Origin of the sequence: Subtercola endophyticus (assembly GCF_021044565.1) — a bacterium.
Classification (GTDB): domain Bacteria; phylum Actinomycetota; class Actinomycetes; order Actinomycetales; family Microbacteriaceae; genus Subtercola; species Subtercola endophyticus.
Map to the genome: position 1 here is coordinate 3,597,688 of NZ_CP087997.1, position 23,395 is coordinate 3,621,082.

At 67.0% G+C, this 23,395-nt stretch carries 21 protein-coding genes; 15 read left to right on the plus strand and 6 right to left on the minus strand.

Features of this window, described 5'->3' with window-relative positions; translation table 11 throughout:
- Window positions 1-2 precede the first annotated feature (2 nt).
- Window positions 3-1,040, plus strand: coding sequence for a phosphotransferase enzyme family protein (locus LQ955_RS16705; RefSeq protein ID WP_231025608.1), 1,038 nt, complete (start codon window positions 3-5; stop codon window positions 1,038-1,040).
- Here the strand turns inward: LQ955_RS16705 and LQ955_RS16710 are convergent.
- Window positions 994-1,755, minus strand: coding sequence for a DMT family transporter (locus tag LQ955_RS16710; RefSeq protein WP_231025609.1), 762 nt, complete (start codon window positions 1,753-1,755; stop codon window positions 994-996). The genes LQ955_RS16705 and LQ955_RS16710 overlap by 47 nt on opposite strands.
- On the minus strand, window positions 1,752-3,125 hold the full coding sequence (locus LQ955_RS16715; protein WP_231025610.1) for an NtaA/DmoA family FMN-dependent monooxygenase: 1,374 nt from the start codon (window positions 3,123-3,125) through the stop codon (window positions 1,752-1,754). The genes LQ955_RS16710 and LQ955_RS16715 overlap by 4 nt, the downstream gene beginning before the upstream one ends.
- A 337-nt stretch (window positions 3,126-3,462) precedes the next feature.
- Here LQ955_RS16715 and LQ955_RS16720 point away from each other — a divergent pair, with 337 nt between their 5' ends.
- The 4 genes from LQ955_RS16720 (at window position 3,463) to LQ955_RS16735 (ending at window position 10,089) form a co-directional block, all read left to right on the plus strand.
- Entirely contained in the window at window positions 3,463-4,956 is a 1,494-nt protein-coding gene (locus LQ955_RS16720) for an NAD-dependent succinate-semialdehyde dehydrogenase (protein WP_231028180.1), read from the plus strand.
- 131 nt (window positions 4,957-5,087) lie between these two features.
- Complete coding sequence (locus tag LQ955_RS16725; RefSeq protein ID WP_231025611.1) at window positions 5,088-6,356, plus strand: S-layer homology domain-containing protein; 1,269 nt, start codon at window positions 5,088-5,090, stop codon at window positions 6,354-6,356.
- Between the two features lie 98 nt (window positions 6,357-6,454).
- Complete coding sequence (locus LQ955_RS16730; RefSeq protein WP_231025612.1) at window positions 6,455-9,202, plus strand: alpha/beta fold hydrolase; 2,748 nt, start codon at window positions 6,455-6,457, stop codon at window positions 9,200-9,202.
- Window positions 9,199-10,089 (plus strand): ABC transporter permease subunit, encoded by an 891-nt coding sequence (locus tag LQ955_RS16735; RefSeq protein WP_231025613.1) that lies wholly within the window; start codon window positions 9,199-9,201, stop codon window positions 10,087-10,089. The genes LQ955_RS16730 and LQ955_RS16735 overlap by 4 nt, the downstream gene beginning before the upstream one ends.
- A 3-nt stretch (window positions 10,090-10,092) precedes the next feature.
- Here LQ955_RS16735 and LQ955_RS16740 read toward each other — a convergent pair whose 3' ends face one another.
- The gene (locus tag LQ955_RS16740; RefSeq protein WP_231025614.1) at window positions 10,093-10,671 is read right to left on the minus strand and encodes an NAD(P)H-dependent oxidoreductase; all 579 of its coding nucleotides are present in this window, start codon (window positions 10,669-10,671) and stop codon (window positions 10,093-10,095) included.
- Window positions 10,672-10,809: 138 nt separating this feature from the next.
- Here LQ955_RS16740 and LQ955_RS16745 point away from each other — a divergent pair, with 138 nt between their 5' ends.
- Entirely contained in the window at window positions 10,810-11,799 is a 990-nt protein-coding gene (locus LQ955_RS16745) for a GlxA family transcriptional regulator (RefSeq protein ID WP_231025615.1), read from the plus strand.
- Here LQ955_RS16745 and LQ955_RS16750 read toward each other — a convergent pair.
- Window positions 11,778-12,407, minus strand: coding sequence for a TetR/AcrR family transcriptional regulator (locus LQ955_RS16750; protein WP_231025616.1), 630 nt, complete (start codon window positions 12,405-12,407; stop codon window positions 11,778-11,780). The genes LQ955_RS16745 and LQ955_RS16750 overlap by 22 nt on opposite strands.
- Before the next feature lie 147 nt (window positions 12,408-12,554).
- Here LQ955_RS16750 and LQ955_RS16755 point away from each other — a divergent pair, with 147 nt between their 5' ends.
- The 6 genes from LQ955_RS16755 (at window position 12,555) to LQ955_RS16780 (ending at window position 17,383) form a co-directional block, all read left to right on the plus strand.
- Window positions 12,555-14,051, plus strand: coding sequence for an MFS transporter (locus tag LQ955_RS16755; RefSeq protein WP_231025617.1), 1,497 nt, complete (start codon window positions 12,555-12,557; stop codon window positions 14,049-14,051).
- Window positions 14,052-14,121: 70 nt separating this feature from the next.
- Window positions 14,122-14,349 carry a hypothetical protein gene (locus LQ955_RS16760; protein WP_231025618.1) on the plus strand — a complete coding sequence of 76 codons (228 nt, stop codon included), beginning with the start codon at window positions 14,122-14,124 and terminating at the stop codon, window positions 14,347-14,349.
- 47 nt (window positions 14,350-14,396) lie between these two features.
- Window positions 14,397-15,128, plus strand: coding sequence for a TMEM175 family protein (locus LQ955_RS16765; RefSeq protein ID WP_231025619.1), 732 nt, complete (start codon window positions 14,397-14,399; stop codon window positions 15,126-15,128).
- A 100-nt stretch (window positions 15,129-15,228) separates the two neighbouring features.
- On the plus strand, window positions 15,229-15,843 hold the full coding sequence (locus LQ955_RS16770) for an LOG family protein (protein ID WP_231025620.1): 615 nt from the start codon (window positions 15,229-15,231) through the stop codon (window positions 15,841-15,843).
- Between the two features lie 38 nt (window positions 15,844-15,881).
- On the plus strand, window positions 15,882-17,003 hold the full coding sequence (locus LQ955_RS16775) for an AI-2E family transporter (protein ID WP_231025621.1): 1,122 nt from the start codon (window positions 15,882-15,884) through the stop codon (window positions 17,001-17,003).
- A gap of 23 nt (window positions 17,004-17,026) precedes the next feature.
- Entirely contained in the window at window positions 17,027-17,383 is a 357-nt protein-coding gene (locus LQ955_RS16780; RefSeq protein WP_231025622.1) for a VOC family protein, read from the plus strand.
- Between the two features lie 50 nt (window positions 17,384-17,433).
- On the opposite strand, the gene LQ955_RS16785 is transcribed toward LQ955_RS16780, so the two are convergent.
- Complete coding sequence (locus LQ955_RS16785; RefSeq protein WP_231025623.1) at window positions 17,434-18,999, minus strand: glycoside hydrolase family 43 protein; 1,566 nt, start codon at window positions 18,997-18,999, stop codon at window positions 17,434-17,436.
- 16 nt (window positions 19,000-19,015) lie between these two features.
- On the minus strand, window positions 19,016-20,023 hold the full coding sequence (locus tag LQ955_RS16790; protein ID WP_231025624.1) for a LacI family DNA-binding transcriptional regulator: 1,008 nt from the start codon (window positions 20,021-20,023) through the stop codon (window positions 19,016-19,018).
- Window positions 20,024-20,171: 148 nt separating this feature from the next.
- Between LQ955_RS16790 and LQ955_RS16795 the strand changes: the two genes are divergently transcribed.
- From LQ955_RS16795 to LQ955_RS16805, 3 genes are read left to right on the plus strand one after another with little or no spacing between them, the layout of a single operon-like run.
- On the plus strand, window positions 20,172-21,458 hold the full coding sequence (locus LQ955_RS16795; RefSeq protein ID WP_231025625.1) for an extracellular solute-binding protein: 1,287 nt from the start codon (window positions 20,172-20,174) through the stop codon (window positions 21,456-21,458).
- Between the two features lie 11 nt (window positions 21,459-21,469).
- On the plus strand, window positions 21,470-22,486 hold the full coding sequence (locus tag LQ955_RS16800) for a carbohydrate ABC transporter permease (RefSeq protein WP_231025626.1): 1,017 nt from the start codon (window positions 21,470-21,472) through the stop codon (window positions 22,484-22,486).
- Window positions 22,486-23,394 carry a carbohydrate ABC transporter permease gene (locus tag LQ955_RS16805; RefSeq protein WP_231025627.1) on the plus strand — a complete coding sequence of 303 codons (909 nt, stop codon included), beginning with the start codon at window positions 22,486-22,488 and terminating at the stop codon, window positions 23,392-23,394. The genes LQ955_RS16800 and LQ955_RS16805 overlap by 1 nt, the downstream gene beginning before the upstream one ends.
- Window position 23,395 lies beyond the last annotated feature (1 nt).

Below are 23,395 nucleotides of genomic sequence, written 5' to 3' on the forward strand. Positions count from 1 at the left end.
TCATGGAACAAGTGACCTCGCCCATGGCGATCTTCGATGCGGTTCAGCGCGGTGGTGCCGCGCCCGACTGGGTGCGCGACGGCGTCGACCGGGCGTGGCTGGGCGGTAACGGGCATCCGGATGTCCGGCTCATCGCCGTCTCAGAGAACGCGACGTTTCGCGTGCTGATCGACGGTGTTCCGAGCATGGTCGTGCGGCTCAGCCAGCCCGGCTACGTGGGCGACCCGGCCAACGTGCGCAGCGAACTGCAGTGGATCGAAGCGATCGCCGCCGAGACCGCCATCGACACGCCGGCCCCGATTCGCGGCACCAACGGCGAACTGGTGCAGTTTCTCACCTCGCCCGACGGGCGCGAGTGGATGACCGTGGCCTTCGAATTCGTGACGGGCCGCATTCTCGAAGAGGACACCGACCTGGTTCCGTACTTCGCCCCGATCGGTGCGGCGACCGCTGTTCTGCACCAGCACGCGCGAGGGTGGACGAAGCCTGCCGGCTTCGTGCGATTCGACTGGACGCTCGATGACATGGTCGGCGAGAACGCTCGCTGGGGCAGCTGGGAACGCGCCGCGCTGACCGACGCCGACCGCGAGGTGCTGCGCCGCGCGCAGACTCAGGCGCTCGGCGTGCTCGCCGACCTGGGCCCCGCGGTGCTCGAGCGGGGGCTGATTCACGCCGATCTGCGGCCGTCGAACATCATGATCGAGGGCGACGCCCTCACCATCATCGACTTCGACGACAGCGGCTTCGGCTTCTATCTCTACGACTTCGCCGCCGCACTCACCTTCTACGAGCACCTGCCAGAGGCCACCCGAATGGCCGCGAGCTGGCTCGAGGGCTACGCCCAGGTGTCGCCGCTGACTCGCCCGCAACTCGAGGCCGCCGCCGCTCTCTCTCAGATTCGGCGCCTGACCATGCTCGGCTGGAGTACAACACACCGCGAGGATTCGCTGCCGCCCGATCTGTGGAACGCGAACCTGCCGGGCACCGTCGAGGTCAGCGCGCGGTATCTGCAGACGCCACTCTGGCTGGTCGAGGCCTGACGCCGGCCGCCGTCGTGCGCAGCGAGGCGAGCAGAATGCCCCCTGCCACGACGGCGATGCCGATCCATCCCGCGGCGGTGATGCGCTCGCCGAGCACGAGCACGGCGAGGATCGCCGCGACTGCGGGGTCAGAGAGCGAGAACGTGGTGGCGAGGCTGGCCGGCACTAGCCGCAGGCCCTTCGCGTACAAGATGTACGCGGCACACACGGGTAGAAGAGCGAAGTAGAGACCCACCGCGAAGGCGTTCCAGCTCATCACCAGAGGTGCCCCCAGGGCGAACATGAGTGGCACGAGGATGATCGATCCGCCGCCGAATAGGGCACCCATGGCCGCCGTGGGCGAGGCCCCGAGCGCCATCAAGCGGCGGGACGAGTATGCCTGGAACGTGTAGGCGAGCCCCGCCGCGGTGGCCAGGGCGATGGCCACCGGCAGGTTCGTGGCCGGGGCCTCGGCCGAGCGTGAGCTGCCGAACGCGAGCAGTGCAACGCCGATGATCGCGACGATGGTGCCGGCCAGCCAGGGGAGCGAGAGACGTTTACCGTCGAGCGTGCGTTCGACAAGTGCGGCGAAGACGGGGGCTGAGCCGAGCGACACCACGGTGCAGGTCGCGATGGAGCCGAAGGTCAGACTGGCGTAGAACAGCAAGGGGTACCCCGCGATGCACGCCGACCCCACCACGACCCACAGCAGGCCGGCCAGGGGAGCCCGTGTCACACTGTGACCGCCTTGTACGCCGCTGCAGGGTGCGACTCGGCGATGCGCGTGTGGCCGGCGCCGAAGATGTTCTCGCGCAGCGTTGTTCCTTCGTACTCCGTGCGGTAGCGTCCGCGCCGCTGCAGCTCGGGCACGACGAGGTCGCGAAAGTCGGTGGCGCTGCCGGGGTAGAGAAACGAGCGCAGCAAGAAGCCGTCGAGGTCGAACTCGTCCATCCACTGCTCCAGCAGGTCGGCGACGTGCACCGGGTCACCGACGGCGACCATCTTCTCGGCAGCCAGGTCTTTCACGTGGTCGAGCAGGTCGCCGATGGTCCACTCCGGCCCTCTGGCGTACGTGGCCGTCTCTTCGCGCAGGCCGTCTTCGGCCAGCGCGTCGATGACGAGTTTGTCGCGCGGGTGCTTCAGCGGGTCGAAGCCGTTGAGGGCGTTCTCATGTGCGAGATAACCGTCGACTTTGGTGAACTTCTCGAACTCGGCGAGCTTCTGCCGCGCCTCCTCCTCTGTCTTGCCGACGATGATGCCGCAATACGCCAGCACCTTGAGGTCGTCGCGGCCGCGGCCGAATCCCGCCGCCTTCGCGCGCAGGTCTGCGATCGACGCGCGAAATGCATCGTCTTCGCGGTTGATCATGAACGAGACCTCGGCGTGTTTGCCCGCGAACTCCCGGCCCCGGGTCGACATGCCGGCCTGAAAGATCACCGGTGTGCGCTGGATGCTCGGATCCCACAGCGCCGGGCCCGACGACGAGTAGTGTTCGCCCACGTGATCGATGCGGCGCACCTTCGAGGGGTCGATGTACTCTTGCGACTCGCGATCGGCGATGACGGCGTCGTCGTCCCACGAGCTCTCCCAGAGCTTGTAGCAGACCTCCATGAAGTCTTCGCTGCGGTTATAGCGATCGCGGCTGAGACCGGCGTCGACGCCGAAGTTCTCTTCGGCATTCTTCAGAAACGACATCACGACGTTCCAGCCGGCGCGGCCGTCGGTGATGTGATCCATGGTGGCCATGCGCCGGGCGTGGCCGAAGGGCGGCTCGAACGTCGTCGAGATGGTCGTGGCCCAGCCGAGATTCGTCGTCGCGGTCATCGCGGCGGCGGCGACGAGTAACGGGTCGAGCACGGGTACGTGCATGCCCTCGCGCAGCGATACCTCGATCGAACCGGTGTACGAGTCGGCGATTCCGAGGCCGTCGGCGAAGAACAGGGCATCCATTTTCGCCTCTTCGCAGATGCGCCCGAGCTCTTGCCAGAATGAGACCTCGCGAAACCGGTGCTTCTGGCTCTCGGGGTGCGCCCACAGGCCGTAGTCATTGTGCGCAAGGGTGGGCATGGTCAGCAGGCTGACATGGATCTGTCGTTTGGCGTTCACTCTCGATATCCATTCTTTTCTGGGAATGCGGATACGCGAGTCGGGGAAGGTGAACGGTTCAGTATGGGCACAACACGACCAGCTGCGCACCGGAATTCCGCCGAATTTACACATCAGAAACCATCTCGTGTGCGCGAAACAAGCCATTAACCGGGCCCGCGCGGCCGTTAACACGAATGAAACGTGGCGGCCCAGCGCCGCCCGGTCGAGCGTTCAGACTTGAGGCACGTGGGTCGGGGGATCTGCACATGAACGAAATGACAGGAGCCTCTGCATGAGCACTATCGACGTGAGCGCCGTCGGCGCGAGCACGATCGCCGACGTACCCGGCAACGGGATGCTCGACCAGCCAGACCCGTCGGCGCTTGCCGCCTCGCAGCGCGTGCTCGACGAGCTTGTGCCGGGGCTGCGCATTGCGGGCGCTCTGGTCTCGGGTGACAGGAACACGTTTGCTGTGGCCGACCCGGCGACAGCACAGCCCATTGCTGCCGTCGTCGATGGCACGCCCGACGACGCGCTCGATGCCGTGGCCGTCGCCTACGAGTCCGGTCGCGCGTGGGCAGCAACCAGCACCCGCCACCGCAGTGACGTGCTGCACCGTGCCTACGCGATCATGATCGAGCAGCGCGAGGCGCTCGCCCTGCTCATCACCCGAGAGATGGGCAAACCGCTCGCCGAGGCGCGCGGTGAAGTCACCTACGCCGCGGACTACGTGCGCTGGTACGCCGAAGAGGCGTTGCGGCCCTCGGGTACCTCGCGGCCCGGCCCCGAGGGTGACGTTCGACTGCTCACCTCGCGTGCGCCGGTCGGAACGTGCTTGCTCATCACGCCCTGGAACTTTCCCATGGCGATGGCCACGCGCAAGATCGCGCCGGCGCTCGCTGCAGGATGCTCGGTGATACTCAAACCGGCGGATCTGACGCCGCTGACGAGCCTTCTCGTCGCCGATATCTTTCAGCAGGCGGGCGTTCCCGACGGCCTGATCAACGTGATCACCACGACAGATGCCGCCGCCCTGAGCCGCGCGGTGATGGCCGATCCGCGCGTTCGCAAGGTGTCGTTCACCGGTTCGACGCCCGTCGGCCGCACTCTTCTCGCGCAGGCCTCGCCGAACGTGCTCAAGACATCGATGGAACTGGGCGGCAATGCGCCCTTTCTCGTGTTCGACGACGCCGATCTCGACCGGGCCGTCGAGGGCGCGATGGTCGCGAAGCTGCGTAATGGCGGCCAATCGTGCACCGCTGCGAATCGTTTTCTCGTGCAAGAGGGCATCGCCGACGCCTTCGTCGAGGCGTTCAGCGAGCGGATGAGCCGTGTCGTCGTCGGAAACGGACTCGCCGCAGGCGTTGAGCTCGGCCCCGTCATCGATGAGCGCGCGCTCGACAAGTGCCGTCGCCTCGTTGCTGACGCCGTCGCTCGCGGCGCTCGTGTCGTGACCGGCGGTCACGCCCTCGAATCGGAGGGGTGGTTCTTCGAGCCGACGGTGGTCGTCGATGCGCCTGATTCGGCTGAGATAGCTCACACCGAAGTCTTCGGCCCCGTTGCATCCATTTCTCGATTCAGCACCCAGGGCGAGGCCATCGACCGGGCGAACGACACTCCGTTCGGCCTGTCGGCCTATGTCTTCACGCGCGATCTCGACCGTGCTTTCACGGTGGCCGAACGGCTGGAGACGGGCATGGTCGGCCTCAATCAGGGCCTGGTGTCGAATGTCGCTGCACCGTTCGGCGGCACGAAGCACTCCGGTCTCGGTCGCGAGGGCGGAGCTGAGGGGCTCGAGGAGTACCAAGACGTGCGATACTTCGCCCTCAACCGGCGCGAGACCGCCTGATCGCTCGCGCCGCTGCCGATGGATGAAGGTGCGCTCGCCCTCCTGTACGAGAGCGGCGGTCGTGCGGTCATCACTCGGGCTCTGCTGTCGCCGTTATGGTAGAACTCACATGAAACCTCCGAGGGGCAGTTGTGAAACGTAAGACACTCATCGTTGTGGCGACGGTGGCCGCGATGACCGTTATCGGCTCGCAGCTGGGCGCTTCGGCACTCCCTGCCCCGACGAGCTATACGATCAGCGGCCACGTGACGCTCGGCACCCAGTCGGCCGGAGCCGGGCAAGCGACAGTGACGTTCCTCACCGGAACGGTGAGCGGCGAGTACCTGCACGAGGTACCGACCGATGCATCCGGCAATTTCTCTTTTCAGCTCCCCTTGCGAACGCCGTTCATCTACGAGGTCGAGAACACGGGCCCGGGCAACTACGTTCCGTACTATTCGGCGCCCCTCGTGTGGCCGTGGTGCGCGCGCACCGACTGGATCGATCCGACCGGCGACATGACGGGCCTCGACGCCACGCTCTCACCAGGCAGCGCGATCGTCGGCACCGTCACGAACGCGGCCGGCAAGCCTCTCGGTGATGTGGAGGTATCGGCCCAAGATCGGACGAGCTGTGTCTCGCCGCAGGGTACACTGCTCGGCTCACGCATCGATGCCTCGAATACCGATGAGACGGGCACATACCAGTTGCGAAACCTGGCCCCGTCGACAACGTTCGACGTTCTGTTCTGGGACGACAGCGGTGTCTACGGGTCGCAGTCCATCCGTACTTCTACCGGAGCGAAGGGTGAGTCGACGACCTTTCACATGGTGCTCGGTGATTCCGCTTTCGCCGATGTGACCGACCCGACCGCGACCTTCTACCCGTACATCCAGTGGATGGCCGCGAAGGGCCTCTCGACCGGAAGCACAAACCCCGCCGGCGGCAAACCGCTCTTCGAGCCTCTCGACCCGATCTCCCGGCAGGCCTTTGCCGCGTTCCTCTACCGTTACTCGGGTCAGTCTTTCACCCCGCCTGCGACCCAGACGTTCGCCGATGTGACGCCGTCGAATCCGTTCTATACGGCCATCGAATGGATGTCAGCCGAGGGCATCTCCACGGGCACCCTTCAGCCCAGCGGCAAACCGCTCTTCGAGCCCGACGCGAACATCTCCCGGCAAGCGACCGCCGCGTTTCTCGGCCGATACGCCGGAATCGCGGCCACACCGCCAACGAATCAGGTGTTCGCCGACGTGCCGGACAACGCCACTTTCGCAAACGCGATCGACTGGATGGGCGAGCAGCACATTTCCACCGGCACGCCGCAGGGCGCAGGACTCCCGCTCTTCAAGCCCACCGACGATGTCACTCGTCAAGAGGTCGCCGCTTTTCTCTATCGTTACGACGGGCTGGCCGGCTAGCAACGGTAAAGGCGCCCGGTCTCGACGGTTCGGCCGATTCTAGGGTGCTATGTTGGGCCGACTGGAGGAGCCTCCAGGTGTTCCGCTGAGTGCAGGGGATGGGCATCGTGCGCCAGGGTCGTGTCGTTGCCGGTCGACGGCGGCCGCGCCCGCGCTTACTCGCCGTAGCGGCGAGTGCCGCTGCCAGCGCTCTTCTTGCACTGTGCGTCGGCGCGTCGCCGGCGGCGGCCGTGACTGCCGCATCCGCTGCCGGGGGCGACGCGTCAGGGGCGTCAGCGGTGAGTGCGGCCGTGAGTGCGGCCGTGAGTGCGGCCGTGATAACCGCCGCACCAGAGGTGCGCTCCTTCTTCGTGCCCGTACCCGAGTCTCCCGGCAGCAGCAGCACCATTCAGCTCGACGCCGACCTCTATACGCCGGCCGAGACGCCGGCGCCGGCGGTGCTGCTCGCGCATGGGTTCGGCCAGACCAAGACCGACCTCGCTCCCGAGGCGAAAGAGCTGCAAGACGCGGGCTATGTGGTGCTGACGTACACCGCGCGTGGGTTCGGCCAGTCGGGCGGATCGATCGGGCTCGACTCGCTCGACGGCGAGGTTCCGGATGCCCGGGCTCTCGTCGACGTTCTCGCGAGTGAACCGGCGGTGCAGAAGGTCGACGGCGACCCGGTCGTCGGCGCGGTCGGCGGGTCGTACGGGGGCGCTCTCGCCCTCATGCTCGGGGCGACGGATCCACGTATCGACACCGTGGTGGCCGCCATCACGTGGAACGATCTGGCGCAGGCGCTCGTGCCGAGCTCGGCGGGCAGTGTCGTCGGCGGCAGCGGCGGCGCCACGGCAGCAACGCCTGGCCGCGACTTCAAGTCGGGCTGGGCGTCTCGGCTCTTCGGCGCCGGCATCAACGCCTCGAGTCCCTGTGGGCGGTTCACGGCCCAGTTCTGCGCGCTCTACCAGAACCTGATCACTGGAGGGCAGCCGAGCGCTGCCGATCTGGCCCTGCTGCAGCGCTCCTCGCCGTCGACCGTGCTCTCTGGCATGCGCGCACCGACCCTGCTGTTGCAGGGCCTGCAAGACAACCTGTTCGGCCTCGACCAGGCCGATGCGAATGAACGGCAGATCGCGGCAGCCGGGGCGCCGGTTCAGGTGCAGTGGTTCAACGGAGGCCACGACGGCGGCGGCATCGCGGGCACCGACACGATCATCCAGTCGTGGCTCGCAAGCCATCTGAAGGCGAACGAGCCCGTGCCGTCGACGTTCAGCTATGCGGTGCCGCCGAGCGCCACGACCTTCGCCCAGACGATCACCGCGGCGAGCTACCCGGGGCTGAGCGGATCGGGCCAGAGCGGATCGGCCCAGAGCGGATCGGCCCAGAGCGGATCGGCCTCAAGCGGGCAGATCACCCTTTCGGGCGCCGAGGCCACGATCGTGAATCCGCCCGGTGGGCAGCCTGCCGCGGTCACCGGGCTTCCCGGGCTCGACACCAGCAGCGTGGCGGGCCGAACCGCTGTGGGGCTGCTGGGCGCGGGCAATCCGCCGGCCGAGCAGGCGTCGTTCGTCTCTGCCCCCTTCGCTGCGGCGGCCGTGCTCGCGGGTGCAGCGACCGTGCGCGTACATGTGGCGCCGACGTCATCGACGCCGCCGGGCGAAGCGCTGCTGTACGCGCAGCTCTCGGTGAGCAGCGGAGACGCGGTGCGTGTGCTGCCCGGCGGGGTGGCGCCGATCAGCGTTCCCCTGACGGCCGCGGGCGCCGATATCGACGTGACCCTGCCCGCGACGGCGTACAACTTCACTCCGGGTGATCGATTGACGCTGACCATTCGTACGACCGACTCGCAATTCGAGGGAGCGGCGACTCCGGCCGCCTACACGGTTGCGGTTACCGGGCCGCTCAGCCTGCCGGCCGTGGCGCCCACGGCCACCGACCAGAGCGAGGGCCGACCAGACCTCGGGGTTCTGATCGGCATCGCGGCGACGCTGTTGGTGGCCATCGCGCTGATCGTGGTCGCCGTGGTGCGCAGTCGGCGCGACGCGAGTTCGACTCCGGATGCTCGCCGCACGCCGGCTGGCGGCGCCCCCACTGACACCGGCCTGGCTCCCGCTGCACTCGCTGAACGAGCACCCTCTGCCGAGCCACCGCCTCTGCAGATCCACGGCCTCAGCAAACGCTTCCGCTCCGGTTTTCTCGCGGTCGACGACGTGTCGTTCACCGTCGAACGCGGACAGGTGCTCGGCCTGCTCGGCGAGAACGGTGCCGGCAAGACCACCACGCTGCGCATGGTGGTCGGCCTCCTCCGCCCGGATTCCGGCAGCGCAACAGCGTTCGGCCAGGTCATCAGCCCCGGATCTCCGGTGCTGGCGCGGGTCGGCTGCTTCATCGAAGGCCCCGGATTTCTGCCCCACCTGTCGGGCCGCCGCAACCTCGAGCTGTACTGGGCGGCCACCGGTCGCCCGCGGGCAGAGGCGCACTTCGACGAGGCGCTCGCGGTCGCCGACCTCGGGGGCGCACTCGCCAAGCCCGTACGGGGTTACAGCCAGGGCATGCGGCAGCGCTTGGCCATCGCGCAGGCCATGCTCGGGATGCCCGATCTGCTCGTTCTCGACGAGCCGACCAATGGGCTCGATCCGCCGCAGATCACCGCCCTGCGCGGCGTGCTGCGGCGCTATGCCGAGTCTGGTCGAACGGTGATCGTCTCGTCGCACCTGCTCGGCGAGGTAGAGCTCACCTGCACCCACGTGGTCGTCATGACGCACGGCCGCGTGGTCGCCGCGGGCACGGTGGCCGATGTCGCCGGCGCCGGTCACCTCGAAGAAGCGTTTCTTTCTCTCATCGGAGCTACGGAGCCGTCGGCATGAGCGCGCACGACATCGTGAACACGAACGCTGGCAACGAGGCATCCGCTGCCCGGCGTCGACCGCGAACCACGATGCCCTTCCGGGTCGAGCTGGCGCGCCAGCTCAGTCAGTGGCGGGTGCGAATTGTGCTGCTCATTCTCGTGCTGATACCCGTCATCGTGCGAATCGCCCTGCTCATCGGCGGGCCGCCCACCACCAGCAGCAACAGCAATTCGGCGACCACTCTCGTCGCCCTCGCGCAGGTGAGCGGCGGCACGTTCGCCGCTTTCGTGCTGCAGCTGACTCAGGGGTTTCTCGTCACGCTCATCGCGGCCCTGCTCTATGGCGACATGATCGCGGGCGAAGCGTCGCGCTCAACCCTGAAGTACCTGTTGACGATTCCGGTGCCGCGGATGCGGCTACTCGCGGTGAAGGTCGCCGTCGCCTCGACCCTTCTGCTGGCCGGGCTCGCCGCGTTGACGGTGGTCGCTCTCGTCGTGGGGGTGTTCTCGTACGGGCCCGGCGGAATCCAGGTTCCGGGTGGCCCCGAGCTCGCGCTCGGCGATTCGATCGGCCGCCTCGCCCTGTCGACGGCGACCGGCGCCTCGGGCCTGCTCTGGGCGGCCGGGCTCGGCACCCTGCTGACAGTGGTGGCCAACAGCCCGCTCGCGGCGGCCGGGGGAGTCGTGCTCGCCTCGATTCTGTCGCGGCTGCTCGACTCGATTCCGACGCTCGGCGACCTGCGCATCGTCTTGCCGACGCACTACTCCACCGCGTTCGCGCAGTTCTTGACGGCACCGACCGATCTCGCTCCGGTGGCGGATTCGGTGCTTTCGGGGCTGATCTGGGCGGTAGTGCTCGGAACACTCGCCGCCTGGTGGTTCAGCCGCAAAGACATCTCGGGCTGATCGTCACGCGGCGGCGGCCTCGGCAGTAGTGGCGGCAGCAGCGGCGGCGGATTCTTCGCCCGCCTCCTGCAGAAGCAGCTGGAACGCGGCCGTCACGTCGACCAGCTGCTCGTCGCTGACGTCTCGTGCACCGTGAATCACCAGGGGAGTCGCCCAGGTCATTCCGAGCCGGTGCGCCGTTGCCTTGAGGGGCGCGAGAATGGCCTCGTACTCGAAGCTGTGCAGCTGGCCGGGGTGGTAGCCCGCTTCGGCCCCGCCGGTGGTGGTGACCACGCGCAATGTCTTGCCGGTGAGTGCTCCGGCGCCGCCGGTTCCGTAGGCCCAGCCGCGCGCGAGCACGTCGTCCATCCACGCTTTCAGCACGGCCGGTGGCGAGTACCAGTAGGTGGGGTAGAGCAGAACGACGTCGGTCGCGGCGCTGAGCGCCTGCTGCTCGGCGCGAATGTCGAACGTGCCGTCGGTGCGCAGCTCCGAGAGGATGCGCACATCGACGTCGGGCACCACCCGAGCCGCGGCGACGAGAGCCGCGTTGAGGTGAGAGGTGCTGAGGTCGGGGTGTCCGACGATCAGAGCTGTTGACATTCTGCTTCCTTCTGGGTCGTTGTCATCACGAGGATGCTCTGCAATTCTGCTCCCGGGCGCGCGGGTGCACTACGTTTCGGCGTGCCGCGTGACGCTCAGATCCTGCCGAGATCGATGCCGATACCGTAGGCTCGCGACGTGGCCACGCATGCTCGGCCCCCGCGACGCGTGGGCATACTCGCTCACGACGACGTCACGATGATCGACATCGCCGGGCCCGCCGACGTGTTCTCGCACGCGAATAGTTTCGGCGCCGACTACGAGACGGTGCTCGTCTCGCCCGACGGCGCCGACGCGGTCATGTCGAACGGATTGGTGCTGCGCGTCGGTGTGGCGGCGGCCGATGTCGCCGGCCTCGACACGGTGATCGTTCCCGGCGCTTATGGCATGGTCGGGCATCCGTTCGTCCCCGAGCTCGTGGCTGCCGTCGACCAGCTGACCGCCCTCTCGGCCCGCGTCGCCTCGGTTTGCACGGGGTCTTTTCTCCTAGCCGAAATCGGGATGCTCAACCACCGCAAGGCCACAACACACTGGACGCAGCTGCAGCGGTTCCGTGCTCGGTTTCCGGCCGTCGACGTTCAAGACGACGTTCTCTACGTTCGAGACGGCACCATCACGACGGCCGCCGGAATCGGCTCGGGGCTCGACCTCGCGCTCACCTTCGTCGAAGACGACTACGGGCCAGATCTGGCGCGAAAGGTCGCGCGCCAGATGCTGATCTTCACGCAGCGCCCGGGTGGGGTGTCGCAGTTCGCCGCCGCCTCCCGTTTCGCGCCAACGGAGAACCGCCCGCTTCGTGCCCTGATCGATGCGGTCGTCTCCGATCCGGCTGCCGACCACTCTGTGGCGGCGATGGCTCGCCGCTCGCATGTCAGCCCGCGGCAGCTGGCTCGCCTGTTCCACGAGGAACTGGCCGTCACCCCGGCGCGCTACGTCGAGACGGTTCGGCTCGAGGCTGCGCAGATGTTTCTGCAGCGTGGGCTCACCGTGCAGGCAGCAGCTGAACTGTCGGGCCTCGGCAGCGACCAGACCCTGCGCCGAGTGTTTCTCAGCCGCCTCGGTTACACCCCGTCGGTTTATGCCGAGCGCACCGGCTCGGTTTCGAGTCAGCCGGCGAGCAGGGCCTGAAAGACCTGGCCGAGCGGGCCGGACAGGTCGTCGGCGCCGGCGGAGGCGACCGGCTGCACGGCGGCCGAGGTGCGCAGCATCACAACACCGAGCATGGTCGCGATGGCGAGCTGAGCGCGCAGCAGAATCGGTGCGGTGGTCGGGTCGTCGGCGCGCCAGCCGGCGGCCGCGGCCAGCTGCTGGGTGAAGTGCTCCATAGTTCTGCGGCGAATGCGGTCGGCGTTCTCATCGCCCGAAGAGCGAAGGAGCAACAGCAACTGCAGCGGGTCGTCGCCGTCGGGTGCGTTCACGACGTGCTCGATCAGGCTCTCGATCACCTCGGCGATGTTGGATGGCCGGTCGGGAGCACGGGTCTGAGTGTCGAGTTCGTCTGAGGTGCGCAGCATGCACGCCTCGAACAGGCCCTCTTTCGACACGAAATAGCGGTTGATCAGCGCGACGTTGACTCCCGCATCCGCCGCGATCTGCCGCACTGTGGTGGCCCGATAGCCGTCGGTTGCGAACCGGCGGCGGGCCGCGCGCACCAGGGCGCGCCGGGTCGCTGCGGCGTCGCGCCCCGAGCGGATCAGTTCATCGTCGGCGCTCGGTGCGGTGTCAGAGAGTGTCATCGTTGACCCCAATGTCTCGTTGCTCATGGATCTCGCCTTCCCCGTGTATTTTACCCGCTCTGAGCGAGAAGTAAACCCATGTTGACATCGCAGGTCGGGTAAGGAATACTCGTCAAGTCAGCGACTGCTTACATCACGAGGAGACCCATGTCTGCGACTACCCAGAACCCCGCAACGGGGTCGATTTCGACTCAGCCGGGCGAGACCGCGAAGGCGCCACGCGCGCGCGGAACCGCAATCATCTTGTTCCTCTCGCTCGGCGGGCTCTCGTTCGCCGTTCTTCAGTCGCTCGTCGCCCCGGCGCTGAGCACGATCGGCAACGATCTCGGCGTCACGACGAGCGACGCGAGCTGGGTGCTCACGGCGTACCTGCTCTCTGCGTCGGTGCTGACCCCGATTCTCGGGCGCCTCGGCGATATGGTCGGCAAGCGCAAGATCATGATCATCGTGCTCTCGCTGCTCTTGGTGGGTACGGTGCTCGCGGCCCTCGCGCCGAACCTCGGCGTGCTGATCATTGCGCGCATTCTGCAGGGTGCCGCCGGCGCGGTCATGCCGCTCTCGATCGGTATCGTTCGCGACGAGCTGCCGAAGGATCGCGTCAGCGTGACGATCGGCTTGCTCTCGGCCATCTTCGGAATCGGGGCGGGCGTCGGCATCGTTGCGGCCGGCCCGATCGTCGAGGCGTTGTCGTGGCACTGGCTGTTCTGGCTGCCGGCGATTCTGGTCGTGATTGCGCTGCTGGGTGCCATCTTCGGTATTCCCGAGTCGCCGGTGCGCACACCCGGTCGTCTCGATATTGCCGGTACGGGCATCCTCTCGGTCGGGTTGGTCTCGCTGCTGCTGGCCATCAGCGAGGGCGAGAAGTGGGGCTGGGGTGACGGCAAGACGATCGGCCTCATCGTGCTCGGGGCCGTTGCGCTCATCGTGTTCGTCTTCGTCGAGTTGCGCGTGAAAGAGCCGCTGATCGACGTGCGGCTGTTCAAGCACCGCGGAGTCTGGACGGCGCACGTGGTGGCTCTGGCCTTCGGTTTCGCGATGTTCGGCACGTTCATCCTGGTGCCGACCCTGCTGCAGCTGCCGACGGTTCTCGGTTACGGATTCGGCAAGAGTGTCAGCGAGGCCGGGCTCTACCTGCTGCCGACCGTCGTGGCGATGGTCGTCGCCGGTGTGGTGGCGGGCATGCTGATCCGCCGTATCGGGCCGAAGATTCCGATGCTCATCGGTGGTGTCGCGGTGACGATCGCCTTCCTCCTTCCTGCGCTCGGTCACAACGAGAGCTGGCAGATTCTGCTCTCGGGCGTGCTCACCGGTATCGGCATCGGCATGGCACTCGCCGCGTGTTCGAACGCGATCGTCGAGGCGGTGCCCGCCAAGCAGACCGGTGAGGCGATCAGCGCGAACACGGTCATCCGTACGGTCGGTAGCAGCATCGGTACGGCTGTGATCGCTGCGCTCATCTCGTCGAACGTGTCGGCGCAGGGTGCTCCGCTCGATCAGGCATTCACGATCGGATTCTGGGTCTCGGCCGGAGTCGGTGTTCTCGCTATTCTCGCGGCGCTGGTCGCGCCGGGCGTGCGTGCGCGCCGCCGTGAAGCCGCAGAGGCCGGGGTCGACGACTTCGAAGAGCTCGCTGCGCACGCCTGACATCGCGCCGGCTTGAAATCGGGCCCGCCGTGCCGACGGTGGGCCCGAAGCCTTTTGTAGGATCAACAGCATGGATGATCCCACGCAGGAGCAGCTCGAGTCATCAAACAAGCTGCAGAAGCGAACCGTCGGCGACGAGATCCGGTTCTACGTGAAGAACGTGCGCGAGCACTGGCCCGCGGTCGTCGAGCAGCACCCCGACGCCGCCGGGCACGAAGCCTGGTTCACGCGAGACGGAAAGTTCCACGCCACGCACAACCAGTTGCGCCGCGACGCCATGCTCGGCGGAATCGTCTAGGCGCGTTCGCGGCCCGGCGCGGCTCGGTGAGGCGAAGGCGGTATCGCATGATGGATGCTCGGCGGAAGTCGTGGCGTGCGCGTGCCGTGCGGCGCGGCTCTCAACCCGGCCGCGACCCGGTCGAGCAGGCCCCCCTCGGGCAACCCGGCAGAGTCGACTCCGAGCGTGACCTCGGCCGCCTCGTCACCTTCACCGACGCGGTCGTCGCCATCGCGATCACCCTGATCGTGCTGCCGCTGGTCGAGTCGGCTCGTGAACACGCGACCGAGCCGGCCATCGACTACCTGCGGTCGGATGCCCTGAACATCATGGCCGCGGCCCTGAGTTTTGTCGTCATCGCCACCTTCTGGAAGCAGCACCACCGGCTCTACAAACACGTCGAAGTTCCGACTCGGGGCCTCGTGAACGCGAACCTGCTGTGGCTTGCCGGCATCATCTTTCTGCCCGTGCCGTCGGTGCTGACGCTGGGCAATCCCGACGCCGACGCCCTCGGCTCGGCCATCTACGTCTTCACGATTCTGATCTCGCAAGTGGGGGTGCGCATCCAGGAGCTTCTGCTCGTGCGCGGCGACTGTTTCGAGCCGGGCTTCGCCCCCGTCTCGCGCTACCTCTGGGCGCACTGGATCACGGTCGCCCTGACCGTCGTAGCGCTCGGCCTCACCATCGCCTTTCCCAACCTCGGCCCGTTCACTCTCGTGCTTCTGCTCTTCTCGCGCCCCATCAATGCGGCGGTGCGTCGCGGCCAGACCGCCGTCGAGCGCGAGCGTCGCATCCTCTGACTCCGGATGCCCGCTCCTCACCCCTGCCGCGGCGGCGAGGTTGCCCTTTCGGCTGAAAGACTAGAGGCACCGCTGCAACGTGCCCCCGGAGGCTCTGACGATGACCGAAACAGATCGATTGCGCACGATCGCCGTGTTCTGCGGCTCGAGTGCCGGCAACGACCCCGTCTACCTCGAGGCCGCGCGTCACGTGGGAACGACCCTCGCCGAGCAGGGCATCGGGGTTGTCTACGGCGGTGGTCACGTGGGCCTGATGGGCGCGGTGGCAGATTCGGCGCTCGCGGCCGGCGGCCACGTCACAGGAGTGATTCCGCAGTCGTTGCACGACCGTGAGGTTGTGAACGACACCGTCTCCGAGCTGTTCATTGTCGACAGCATGCACGAGCGCAAACTGCTGATGGCCGAGAAGTCCGATGCGTTTCTCGCCCTGCCCGGCGGGCCGGGCACTCTCGAAGAGATCACGGAACAGTGGACCTGGGCGCAGCTGGGCATCCATCAGAAGCCCTGCGGGTTTCTGAACGTGGCCGGCTACTACGACCCGCTCATCACGCTGGTCGAGACCATGCGCGAGCGCGGTTTCACGCACCCGCGGTACACCCGGATGCTGCACTTCTCCGAATCGATCGAAGACCTTCTGACCGTCTTTCGCGACTACGAGCCGCCCGAGCGGGTACAGGCGTCGCCCGGCGACGAGATGAGCCGAGCAACGCCGTGAGCCGAGCGATGCCGTGAGCCAGCGGCTACCTTAGGGGAATGAGCCAAGCCGACGCCGACAGCGATCCGCCCCCAGCCGGCAACGGTCTCGCGCCCGCAACCCGGGTGCTGCTGACGCTCGGCGGCGCGGTCCTGCTGATCGCGGGGCTCTCGCTCGGCCGGGAGGTCGTCGGCCCGTTCGTGCTTGCGGCCGTGCTGGTGATCATCGTGCATCCGCTTCGCAAACCGCTCGAACGCCGGGGAGCACCGTCGTGGCTCGCCACAACGGTGGTGATCGCCGCCGCTTTTCTGATTCTCGCGGTGATGATCGCCCTTCTGCTGCTGGCCGCGGCGCAATTCGTCTCGCTGCTGCGGTCGAGCACGGGCCAGCTCTCGACGTTGCTGAGTACCGTCAGCACTTCACTGCAGGGCCTGGGAATCGACTCCTCCGACCTCACCGCGGCGGGCGGATCGCTCAACCCCGATACGATCCTGGGCTTCGCAAAATCGATCGGTGGGGCCGTTCTCGGCGTTGCGACGGCGTTCTTCTTCATCCTGGTCTACGTCATCTTCATGGCTGCCGACGCGGCGCAGTATTCGCGCATTCCCGACACCTTCGCGAGGCGAAAGTCGGCGGTCATCGCGTCGATGACGGGCTACACCAGCAACGTGCGCCGTTACTTCGTCGTGAATGCCATCTTCGGCCTCGTCGTGGCCGTGCTCGACGGAATCCTGCTGATTGCTCTCGGGGTTCCCGGCGCGCTCATCTGGACCATTCTGGCCTTCGTCACCAATTTCATCCCCAACATCGGCTTCGTTCTCGGCCTGATTCCCGCCGCCGTTTTCGCTCTGCTTTTCGGGGGCTGGGTCGCCGCCCTCATCGTGGTCGCCGGGTACTGCATCATCAACGTCATCATGCAAGAACTCATTCAGCCCAAGTTCGTGAGCGACGCCGTGAATCTCTCGCTCACCCTGACCTTCGTGAGCGTGATCTTCTGGTCGTTCGTCATCGGCCCGCTCGGGGCGATTCTCGGTGTTCCGCTCACGCTGTTCGTGCGAGAACTACTGATCGGCACCGACCCGGCGGCGGCCTGGCCGCGGTGGCTCACCGGTGACCGCCGGGCGGTGGATGATCGGGTCAGCCTCTCGCCAGGCGACGACGCCGCGCATCCGGCTGCATAATTGTTCGAACCGGGAGGTCGACCATGACAGTGACAGCAATCGGCGGGCTGTTCTTTCGCAGCCGCGACCCCGAGGCGCGTGCGGCCTGGTACCGCGAGCATCTCGGCATCGAGGCCGGCCAGACCGACGTCTGGCAGCAAGAAGCCGGGCCCACTGTGTTCGCCCCGTTCCCGGCCGACACCGACTACTTCGCGGCCGACCAACCGTTCATGCTGAACCTGCGCGTGACCGAACTGGATGCCCTGGCCACCGCCTTGGCCGCCTCGGGCATCGCTGTCGAACGCCGCCCCGAATGGAGCGCCACCGAGTACGGCAGTTTCGCGCGCATCCACGACCCCGAGGGCCTGCCCATCGAGCTGTGGGAGCCGCCGGCGGCCTGAGCCGCAGGTCGACGCCACCTCGTGCCACAGCTCGACCCGTCGCGGCGCCTTCAAGCGGGCCGCGGCTCCGGATGCACGGTCAGAGTGACGCGGTCGACATCGAGGTAGCCGCCGCCGGTTCCCACCGCGAACGGACCTACCCACACGCCCACGAATCCACGGGCGGGGTCTGGCACCAACGCGCTGAGGTCGGCTTCGGCGAGCGTCGCCCCGTCTATGGTGATGTGCGCCGACAGGCCGCGAACCTCGATGCCGAGCTCGACGCGACGGCCCGCCAAGCCGGGCGCTTCGGCTAGTGCGGTGACCTCGCCGGCGCGAGCCGAGCGGCTGAGCACAGCGCCTGAATCGTCGACGCTCACCTCGAGAAACGCTTGTTCGCTCGTTCTCAGCAGCAGGCCCCCGCGAACGCCGCTGCTGTCCGCCGGAACCTCGACGACGGCGGTGATGTCGACATTCTCGGCCGGCAAGCGCCTGCCCAGAAACGACTGAGCGGTGAGCGAACCCGGTTCTGCGCCGGCGCTCAGCCGCACGTGCCCGGGGCGGGCGTCACGACGCGCGAACGACGACGGATGCCGCCCGACCCCGTTCCACGCACCATCGAGCCCGGCGCCATCCCCGGCGCCCCCGAAGTCGTCGTCGAACACCGTCTGCCGCGGCGCCTGGTCGGGTAGCCCCGGCCCGTCGTTGACGAAGTGCACGCGCCCGTCACCGGTGGCGAACACGGGGCGCCGGTCTTGCCAGTCGACCGGCACGAGGTAGGTCTGGCGGCCGAGGAGCCCGTCGCGACCATCCACGGGCCGCGTTGCGAGCACGGTCGCCCACGTTCGGCCGCTCGTGTCGTCGACAAGATCGGCGTGGCCGACCGAGGCGATGGGGGCTTGCTCACCGAGGTCGCGGTGGGTGAGGCGCGGGTTGGCCGGGTCACCTCTGTAGGGGCCGGTGATCTGGTCGGCGTAGGCGACGCAGACCGCGTGATCGCGGGCCGTTCCGCCCTCGGCTGCCACGAGCATCCACCCGCCGCCCGGCCGCGGAACCAGGTGCGGACCCTCGGCCCAGACCGCCCCGACGAGCGCGCCCTGCCAGAGCACGATGGGCGTCGACACGGGCTGCAGAGAGTCGGCGTCGAGCTCGACCAGCCAGACGTCGGTCTGCCCCGGCCACTGCGGGTTCGGCGCCGGCTGGGTTCCGGTCAGCCAGACCCGGCCGTCGTCGAAGGTGAGCGAGGGGTCGAATCCGCCGACGCCGTCGATCCACACCGGGTCAGACCACGGCCCGGCCGCTTCGACCGCCGTGACCACGAAGTGGCCGGTGCGACCGCCCCACGAACCGTCGTCGGGGCCGACCACGGTGCACACGACGAAGAAGCGCTCGCCGTCATGGCGGATGGTCGGGGCGAACAGTCCGCACGAACCGGGCAGCCCAGCGAGGTCGAGTTGGCCCGGCCGCTCGATGGCGTGCCCGAGCGGCGCCCAGTCGACGAGATTCGTCGAAACGTGAATCGGCAGCCCTGGTAGGTACTCGAAGGTCGAGGTCACGAGGTAGAACTCAGCGCCGACCCGGCATACGCTCGGGTCGGGATGGCAGCCGGGCAGAATCGGATTGAGATAGCGGCCCACACGGGCTCCTTTCGGTTTAGCGGTGCCCCACCCGCGGCGGTGCGGTGGTGGCGCGACGAACGAGTTTGGTCGGCAGCAGCACGTGGGTCGCCGAGAGCGGCTCCCCGGCCATCAGCGCGGTGAGCATTTTGGCCGCCGTCTGGCCGATGCTCTGCATGGGCTGACGAACGGTGGTGAGCGGCACGGCGAGTCGCGAGGCTTCTGGCACGTCGTCGAAGCCGACCACCGAGAGATCGCCCGGCACATCGAGCCCGAGGTGCCTTGCCACCTCGATGATCGAGATGGCCGAGAGGTCGTTCGCCGCGAACACCGCGGTGGGGCGGTTACGCTGCGCCAGGAGTTCACTCGCGGCATCCCGCGCGGTCGCCGCGTCGTAGAAGCCCACACGCACCAGTGTCGGGTCAAAAGGGATGCCGGCGGCCGAGAGCGCATCGCGATAGCCGGCATCGCGCAATCTCGACGACTTGAGGTCGGGTCGCCCGGCGACGAATCCGATGCGGCGATGCCCGAGCCCGATGAGATACGCCGTGGCCTCGTGTGCGCCGCCGCGGCTGTCGGCCTCGACAGTCGGAAGATCGGCGCGCCCGGTGTGGGGGTCGACGGCCACGATCGGCACGTCGGCCGTGACGTTGACCACGGTGGGGGTCACCATGATGGCGCCGTCGATCAGCGTGCCGCTCAGACGACTCAGCGAACGCCTCTCCCAGCCTTCGCCGTCGCCCTGCCGCGATCCGCTATAGGCGAGCAGGTCGTAGCGCGATTCGCGCAGCCCCACCGCGACGCCCTTGAGAATCTCGGCGCTGAACGGCTCGAAGTCAGCGACCAGCACCCCGATGACTCCCGTTCTGCGTGACCGCATGCTGCTGGCAATGAGGCTAGATTCGTAGCCGAGATCAGCGACGACTTCGAGTACACGCACCGCCGTATCGGGCGCGACGCCGTACCGCCCGTTGACCGCCTTAGAGACGGTCGCGACAGAGACGCCGGCCGCCGCAGCGACGTCGTGAATCGTTGCTCGCACCATGGTGAGGCCGACACTACCTGTACGAAAAGGTTTTCGAAAAGGGTTTCGAAAACGTTTGACGAAGTTTGTTATCGCTTGCAACATTAACCACGCCCAGCATCCGTACACCGACGGGTGCGACTCAACGAAGAGATTGGTTGCACATCACATGAGATTCACAAAGGTCGTCGCGGGTTCCGCGGCGGTGCTCCTCGGCCTGCTTGCGCTGAGCGGATGCTCGTCGTCGGGCTCACCGAGCGCAAGCGGCGGCGATGTCACTCTGACGTTCTGGCACAACTCCACCACGGGGGCCGGAAAGCAGTACTGGGAAGACACCGCCGCCGCGTTCGAGAAGCTGCACCCGAACGTCAAGATCGAGATTCAGGCCGTTCAGAACGAAGAGATGGACGGCAAGCTGCAGACCGCGCTGAACTCCGGCGACGCCCCCGACATCTTCATGGCACGCGGCGGTGGCAAGCTCGCCGACGTGGTGAAGGCGGGTCAGGCCATGGACATCACCAGCGGCATCAGCGACGCCTCCAAGTCGGCGGTCGGCAACTCGCTCTCTGCCTTCGCCATCGACGGCAAGAACTACGGGATGCCGGTCGCGGTACTGCCTTCTGGCATCTTCTACTCGTCCGACCTCTTCACGAAGGCCGGCATCACCACCCCACCGACCACCATCGACGGCCTCGAAAAGGCGGATGCCCAGCTCACCGCCGCCGGAATCGACCCCATTGCGGTCGGCGCTAAAGACGCCTGGCCCGCAGCGCACTGGTACTACAACTTCGCCTTGCGCGCCTGCTCGCAAGACGTGCTCAACGCCGCCGCAGAGAGTCGCAAGTTCGACGACCCGTGCTGGCTGACCGCGGGCAAGAACCTGCAGGCATTCATCAACACCAACCCCTTCAACGACGGCTTCCTGACCACCGCGGCCCAGCAGGGCGCCGGATCGTCGGCCGGTCTGCTTGCCAACCACCAAGCGAGCATGGAGCTGATGGGCGCGTGGGATCCGGGTGTCATCGCTTCTCTCACGCCCGACACGAAACCGCTCTCCGATCTCAAGTGGTTCCCCTTCCCCGATGTTCCGGGTGGTGCGGGTGAATCCGGTGCCATGATGGGCGGCGTCGACGGATTCTCGTGCTGGGTGAATGCGCCCAAAGAATGTGTCGACTTCTTGAACTTCATGGTCGAGAAGTCGAACCAGGAGGCCTATGCCACGGCGTTCCAGACCCTTCCCGCCTCGCAAGACGCACAGAGTGTCGTCACCGACCCCGCGCTGAAAGACGTGCTGGCCGCCTACAACAAGGCGCCCTACGTCTCGGTCTGGCTCGACACGCTCTACGGCCAGAGCGTCGGTAACGCGCTCAACGTCGCCGTCGTCGACATGTTCGCCGGCAAGGGCGATGCGCAGGGCATCGTGGATGCCGTGAACGCCGCGGCCGCGAAGTCGTAGGAGCCCCGCAGATGGCATTTCTCCGCGAAGACACGCAGACCACCGCGATTGCACCGGGGAACTCCGGCCCGGCAGGGGTGAGCGCTACCGCGCCCGCCCCTGCCGGGCCGCGGCGGCGCACCCGGTCGAAGTGGCCCGCGCGCGGCGAACTCGCGCTGCTGCTCGGCCCGGCGCTGATCGTGTTCATCGCGTTCGTGCTGCTGCCGGTCGCTCTCGCCGCGTATTACGGATTCTTCAGCTGGTCGGGTTATGGGCCGGCGACCGATTTCATCGGATTGCGCAACTATGTGACGATTCTGACCGACCCCGATTTTCACCAGGCGCTCTCGCACAACGCCTTCATCGTGGTGATGTCTCTCGTCGTTCAGGGCCCCATTGCCATCGGCGTCGCGTTGCTGCTGAACCGAAAGCTGCGGTTCCAGTCGCTCATCCGGGTGCTGATCTTCGTGCCGTATGTCATCTCCGAGGTCGTCGTGGGGCTCGGCTGGAGCCTCATGCTCCAGTCCAACGGCGCCGTGAACGACCTGCTCGACAAGGTCGGGCTCGGTGCGCTCGCCACCGACTGGCTCTCGAACCCGAGCATCGCGATCTGGACGCTGCTGGTGATCATCACGTGGAAATACGTGGGATTCGCGGTGATTCTGTTTCTCGCCGGGCTGCAGGGAATCCCCGAAGAGATCACCGAGGCTGCAACGATCGACGGCGCGAGCTACTGGCAGATCCAGCGGCACATCGTTCTTCCGCTGATGGGGCCGACCGTGCGCATCTGGGCCTTCTTGTCGATCATCGGGTCGCTGCAGCTGTTCGATCTCGTCTGGATCATCTGGGGGCAGTACGTCGCCTCCACCGCGGGCACCTCGACCATGGCCACCTACATGGTGGCTAACGGACGCAACGCCGGCAGCTACGGGTACGGCAGCGCCGTCGCCGTGGTCATCTTTCTCATCTCGCTCATCGTCGCGCTGGTCTATCAGCGCTTCGTGCTGCGCCGCGACACCGCCGGCGCGATCACTGGAGGCAACATCTGATGGCTATCGCCGCATCGATCGAGACCGGCGGGCGCCGGGCGGGCGCCGGGGCGCCTGTAGCAGCGCCGAAACCCAAAGACTCCAGAAATCGTGGCCGGCGTGCACCGGTCACCATCTACTTCGTCGCTCTGATCGTGGTGGGGCTGATGCTGGCCCCGGTGGCCTACATCATTCTCGGGGGGTTCCGATCGAACTCCGAGATCACGGTCGACCCGTCAGGACTGCCGGGAACGTGGCACTGGTCTAACTACACCGACGTGCTCTCGAGCCCCTCGTTCTGGACGCAGGTCGGCAACTCCGGCATCGCCGCGGTGGCCACCACCGGGTTCGTCGTGGCGCTCGGCCTGATGGCCGCTTTCGCGCTCTCGCGCTACGCGTTCCGCGGGCGCGGCGCTGTTTACGCACTCTTCACCGCCGGGCTGATGTTCCCTCTTACGGTTGCCATCACCCCGCTCTACATCTTGGTGCGCACGCTCGGCCTGATGAATTCGCTCGGCGGCGTCATCGTTCCGCAGATCGCCTTCGCGCTGCCCATGACCATCATCATTCTGGTGCCGTTTCTCTCGGCCATTCCGAACGAATTGCAAGAGGCTGCCGCGATCGACGGCCTCGGCCGCCTCGGCTTCTTCTGGCGAATGGTGCTTCGGCTTTCTTTGCCGGGGGTGATCACCGTGGGCATCCTCGCGTTCATCGGCAGCTGGAACGCCTACATGCTGCCGCTGTTCATCTTGAACAACGAGGCCGCCTACACGCTGCCGCTCGGCACGCAGGCCTTCGCCTCTCAATACGCGGTCGACACGGCGAAGGTTCTTGCCTTCACCTCGTTGTCGATGATTCCCGCCCTCATCTTCTTCAGTCTGTTCGAACGCCGCATCGTCGGCGGGCTCACCGGCGCGGTCAAGGGCTGAG

Coding starts and splice junctions, on each gene's coding strand:
- LQ955_RS16720 (WP_231028180.1), top strand. CDS start 3,463: ATGCTCGACCAGCCAGACCCGTCGGCGCTTGCCGCCTCGCAGCGCGTG.
- LQ955_RS16805 (WP_231025627.1), top strand. CDS start 22,486: ATGGCTATCGCCGCATCGATCGAGACCGGCGGGCGCCGGGCGGGCGCC.
- LQ955_RS16790 (WP_231025624.1), bottom strand. CDS start 20,023: ATGGTGCGAGCAACGATTCACGACGTCGCTGCGGCGGCCGGCGTCTCT.
- LQ955_RS16795 (WP_231025625.1), top strand. CDS start 20,172: ATGAGATTCACAAAGGTCGTCGCGGGTTCCGCGGCGGTGCTCCTCGGC.
- LQ955_RS16775 (WP_231025621.1), top strand. CDS start 15,882: ATGAGCCAAGCCGACGCCGACAGCGATCCGCCCCCAGCCGGCAACGGT.
- LQ955_RS16780 (WP_231025622.1), top strand. CDS start 17,027: ATGACAGTGACAGCAATCGGCGGGCTGTTCTTTCGCAGCCGCGACCCC.
- LQ955_RS16705 (WP_231025608.1), top strand. CDS start 3: ATGGAACAAGTGACCTCGCCCATGGCGATCTTCGATGCGGTTCAGCGC.
- LQ955_RS16730 (WP_231025612.1), top strand. CDS start 6,455: ATGGGCATCGTGCGCCAGGGTCGTGTCGTTGCCGGTCGACGGCGGCCG.
- LQ955_RS16755 (WP_231025617.1), top strand. CDS start 12,555: ATGTCTGCGACTACCCAGAACCCCGCAACGGGGTCGATTTCGACTCAG.
- LQ955_RS16750 (WP_231025616.1), bottom strand. CDS start 12,407: ATGACACTCTCTGACACCGCACCGAGCGCCGACGATGAACTGATCCGC.
- LQ955_RS16770 (WP_231025620.1), top strand. CDS start 15,229: ATGACCGAAACAGATCGATTGCGCACGATCGCCGTGTTCTGCGGCTCG.
- LQ955_RS16735 (WP_231025613.1), top strand. CDS start 9,199: ATGAGCGCGCACGACATCGTGAACACGAACGCTGGCAACGAGGCATCC.
- LQ955_RS16760 (WP_231025618.1), top strand. CDS start 14,122: ATGGATGATCCCACGCAGGAGCAGCTCGAGTCATCAAACAAGCTGCAG.
- LQ955_RS16800 (WP_231025626.1), top strand. CDS start 21,470: ATGGCATTTCTCCGCGAAGACACGCAGACCACCGCGATTGCACCGGGG.
- LQ955_RS16740 (WP_231025614.1), bottom strand. CDS start 10,671: ATGTCAACAGCTCTGATCGTCGGACACCCCGACCTCAGCACCTCTCAC.
- LQ955_RS16765 (WP_231025619.1), top strand. CDS start 14,397: ATGATGGATGCTCGGCGGAAGTCGTGGCGTGCGCGTGCCGTGCGGCGC.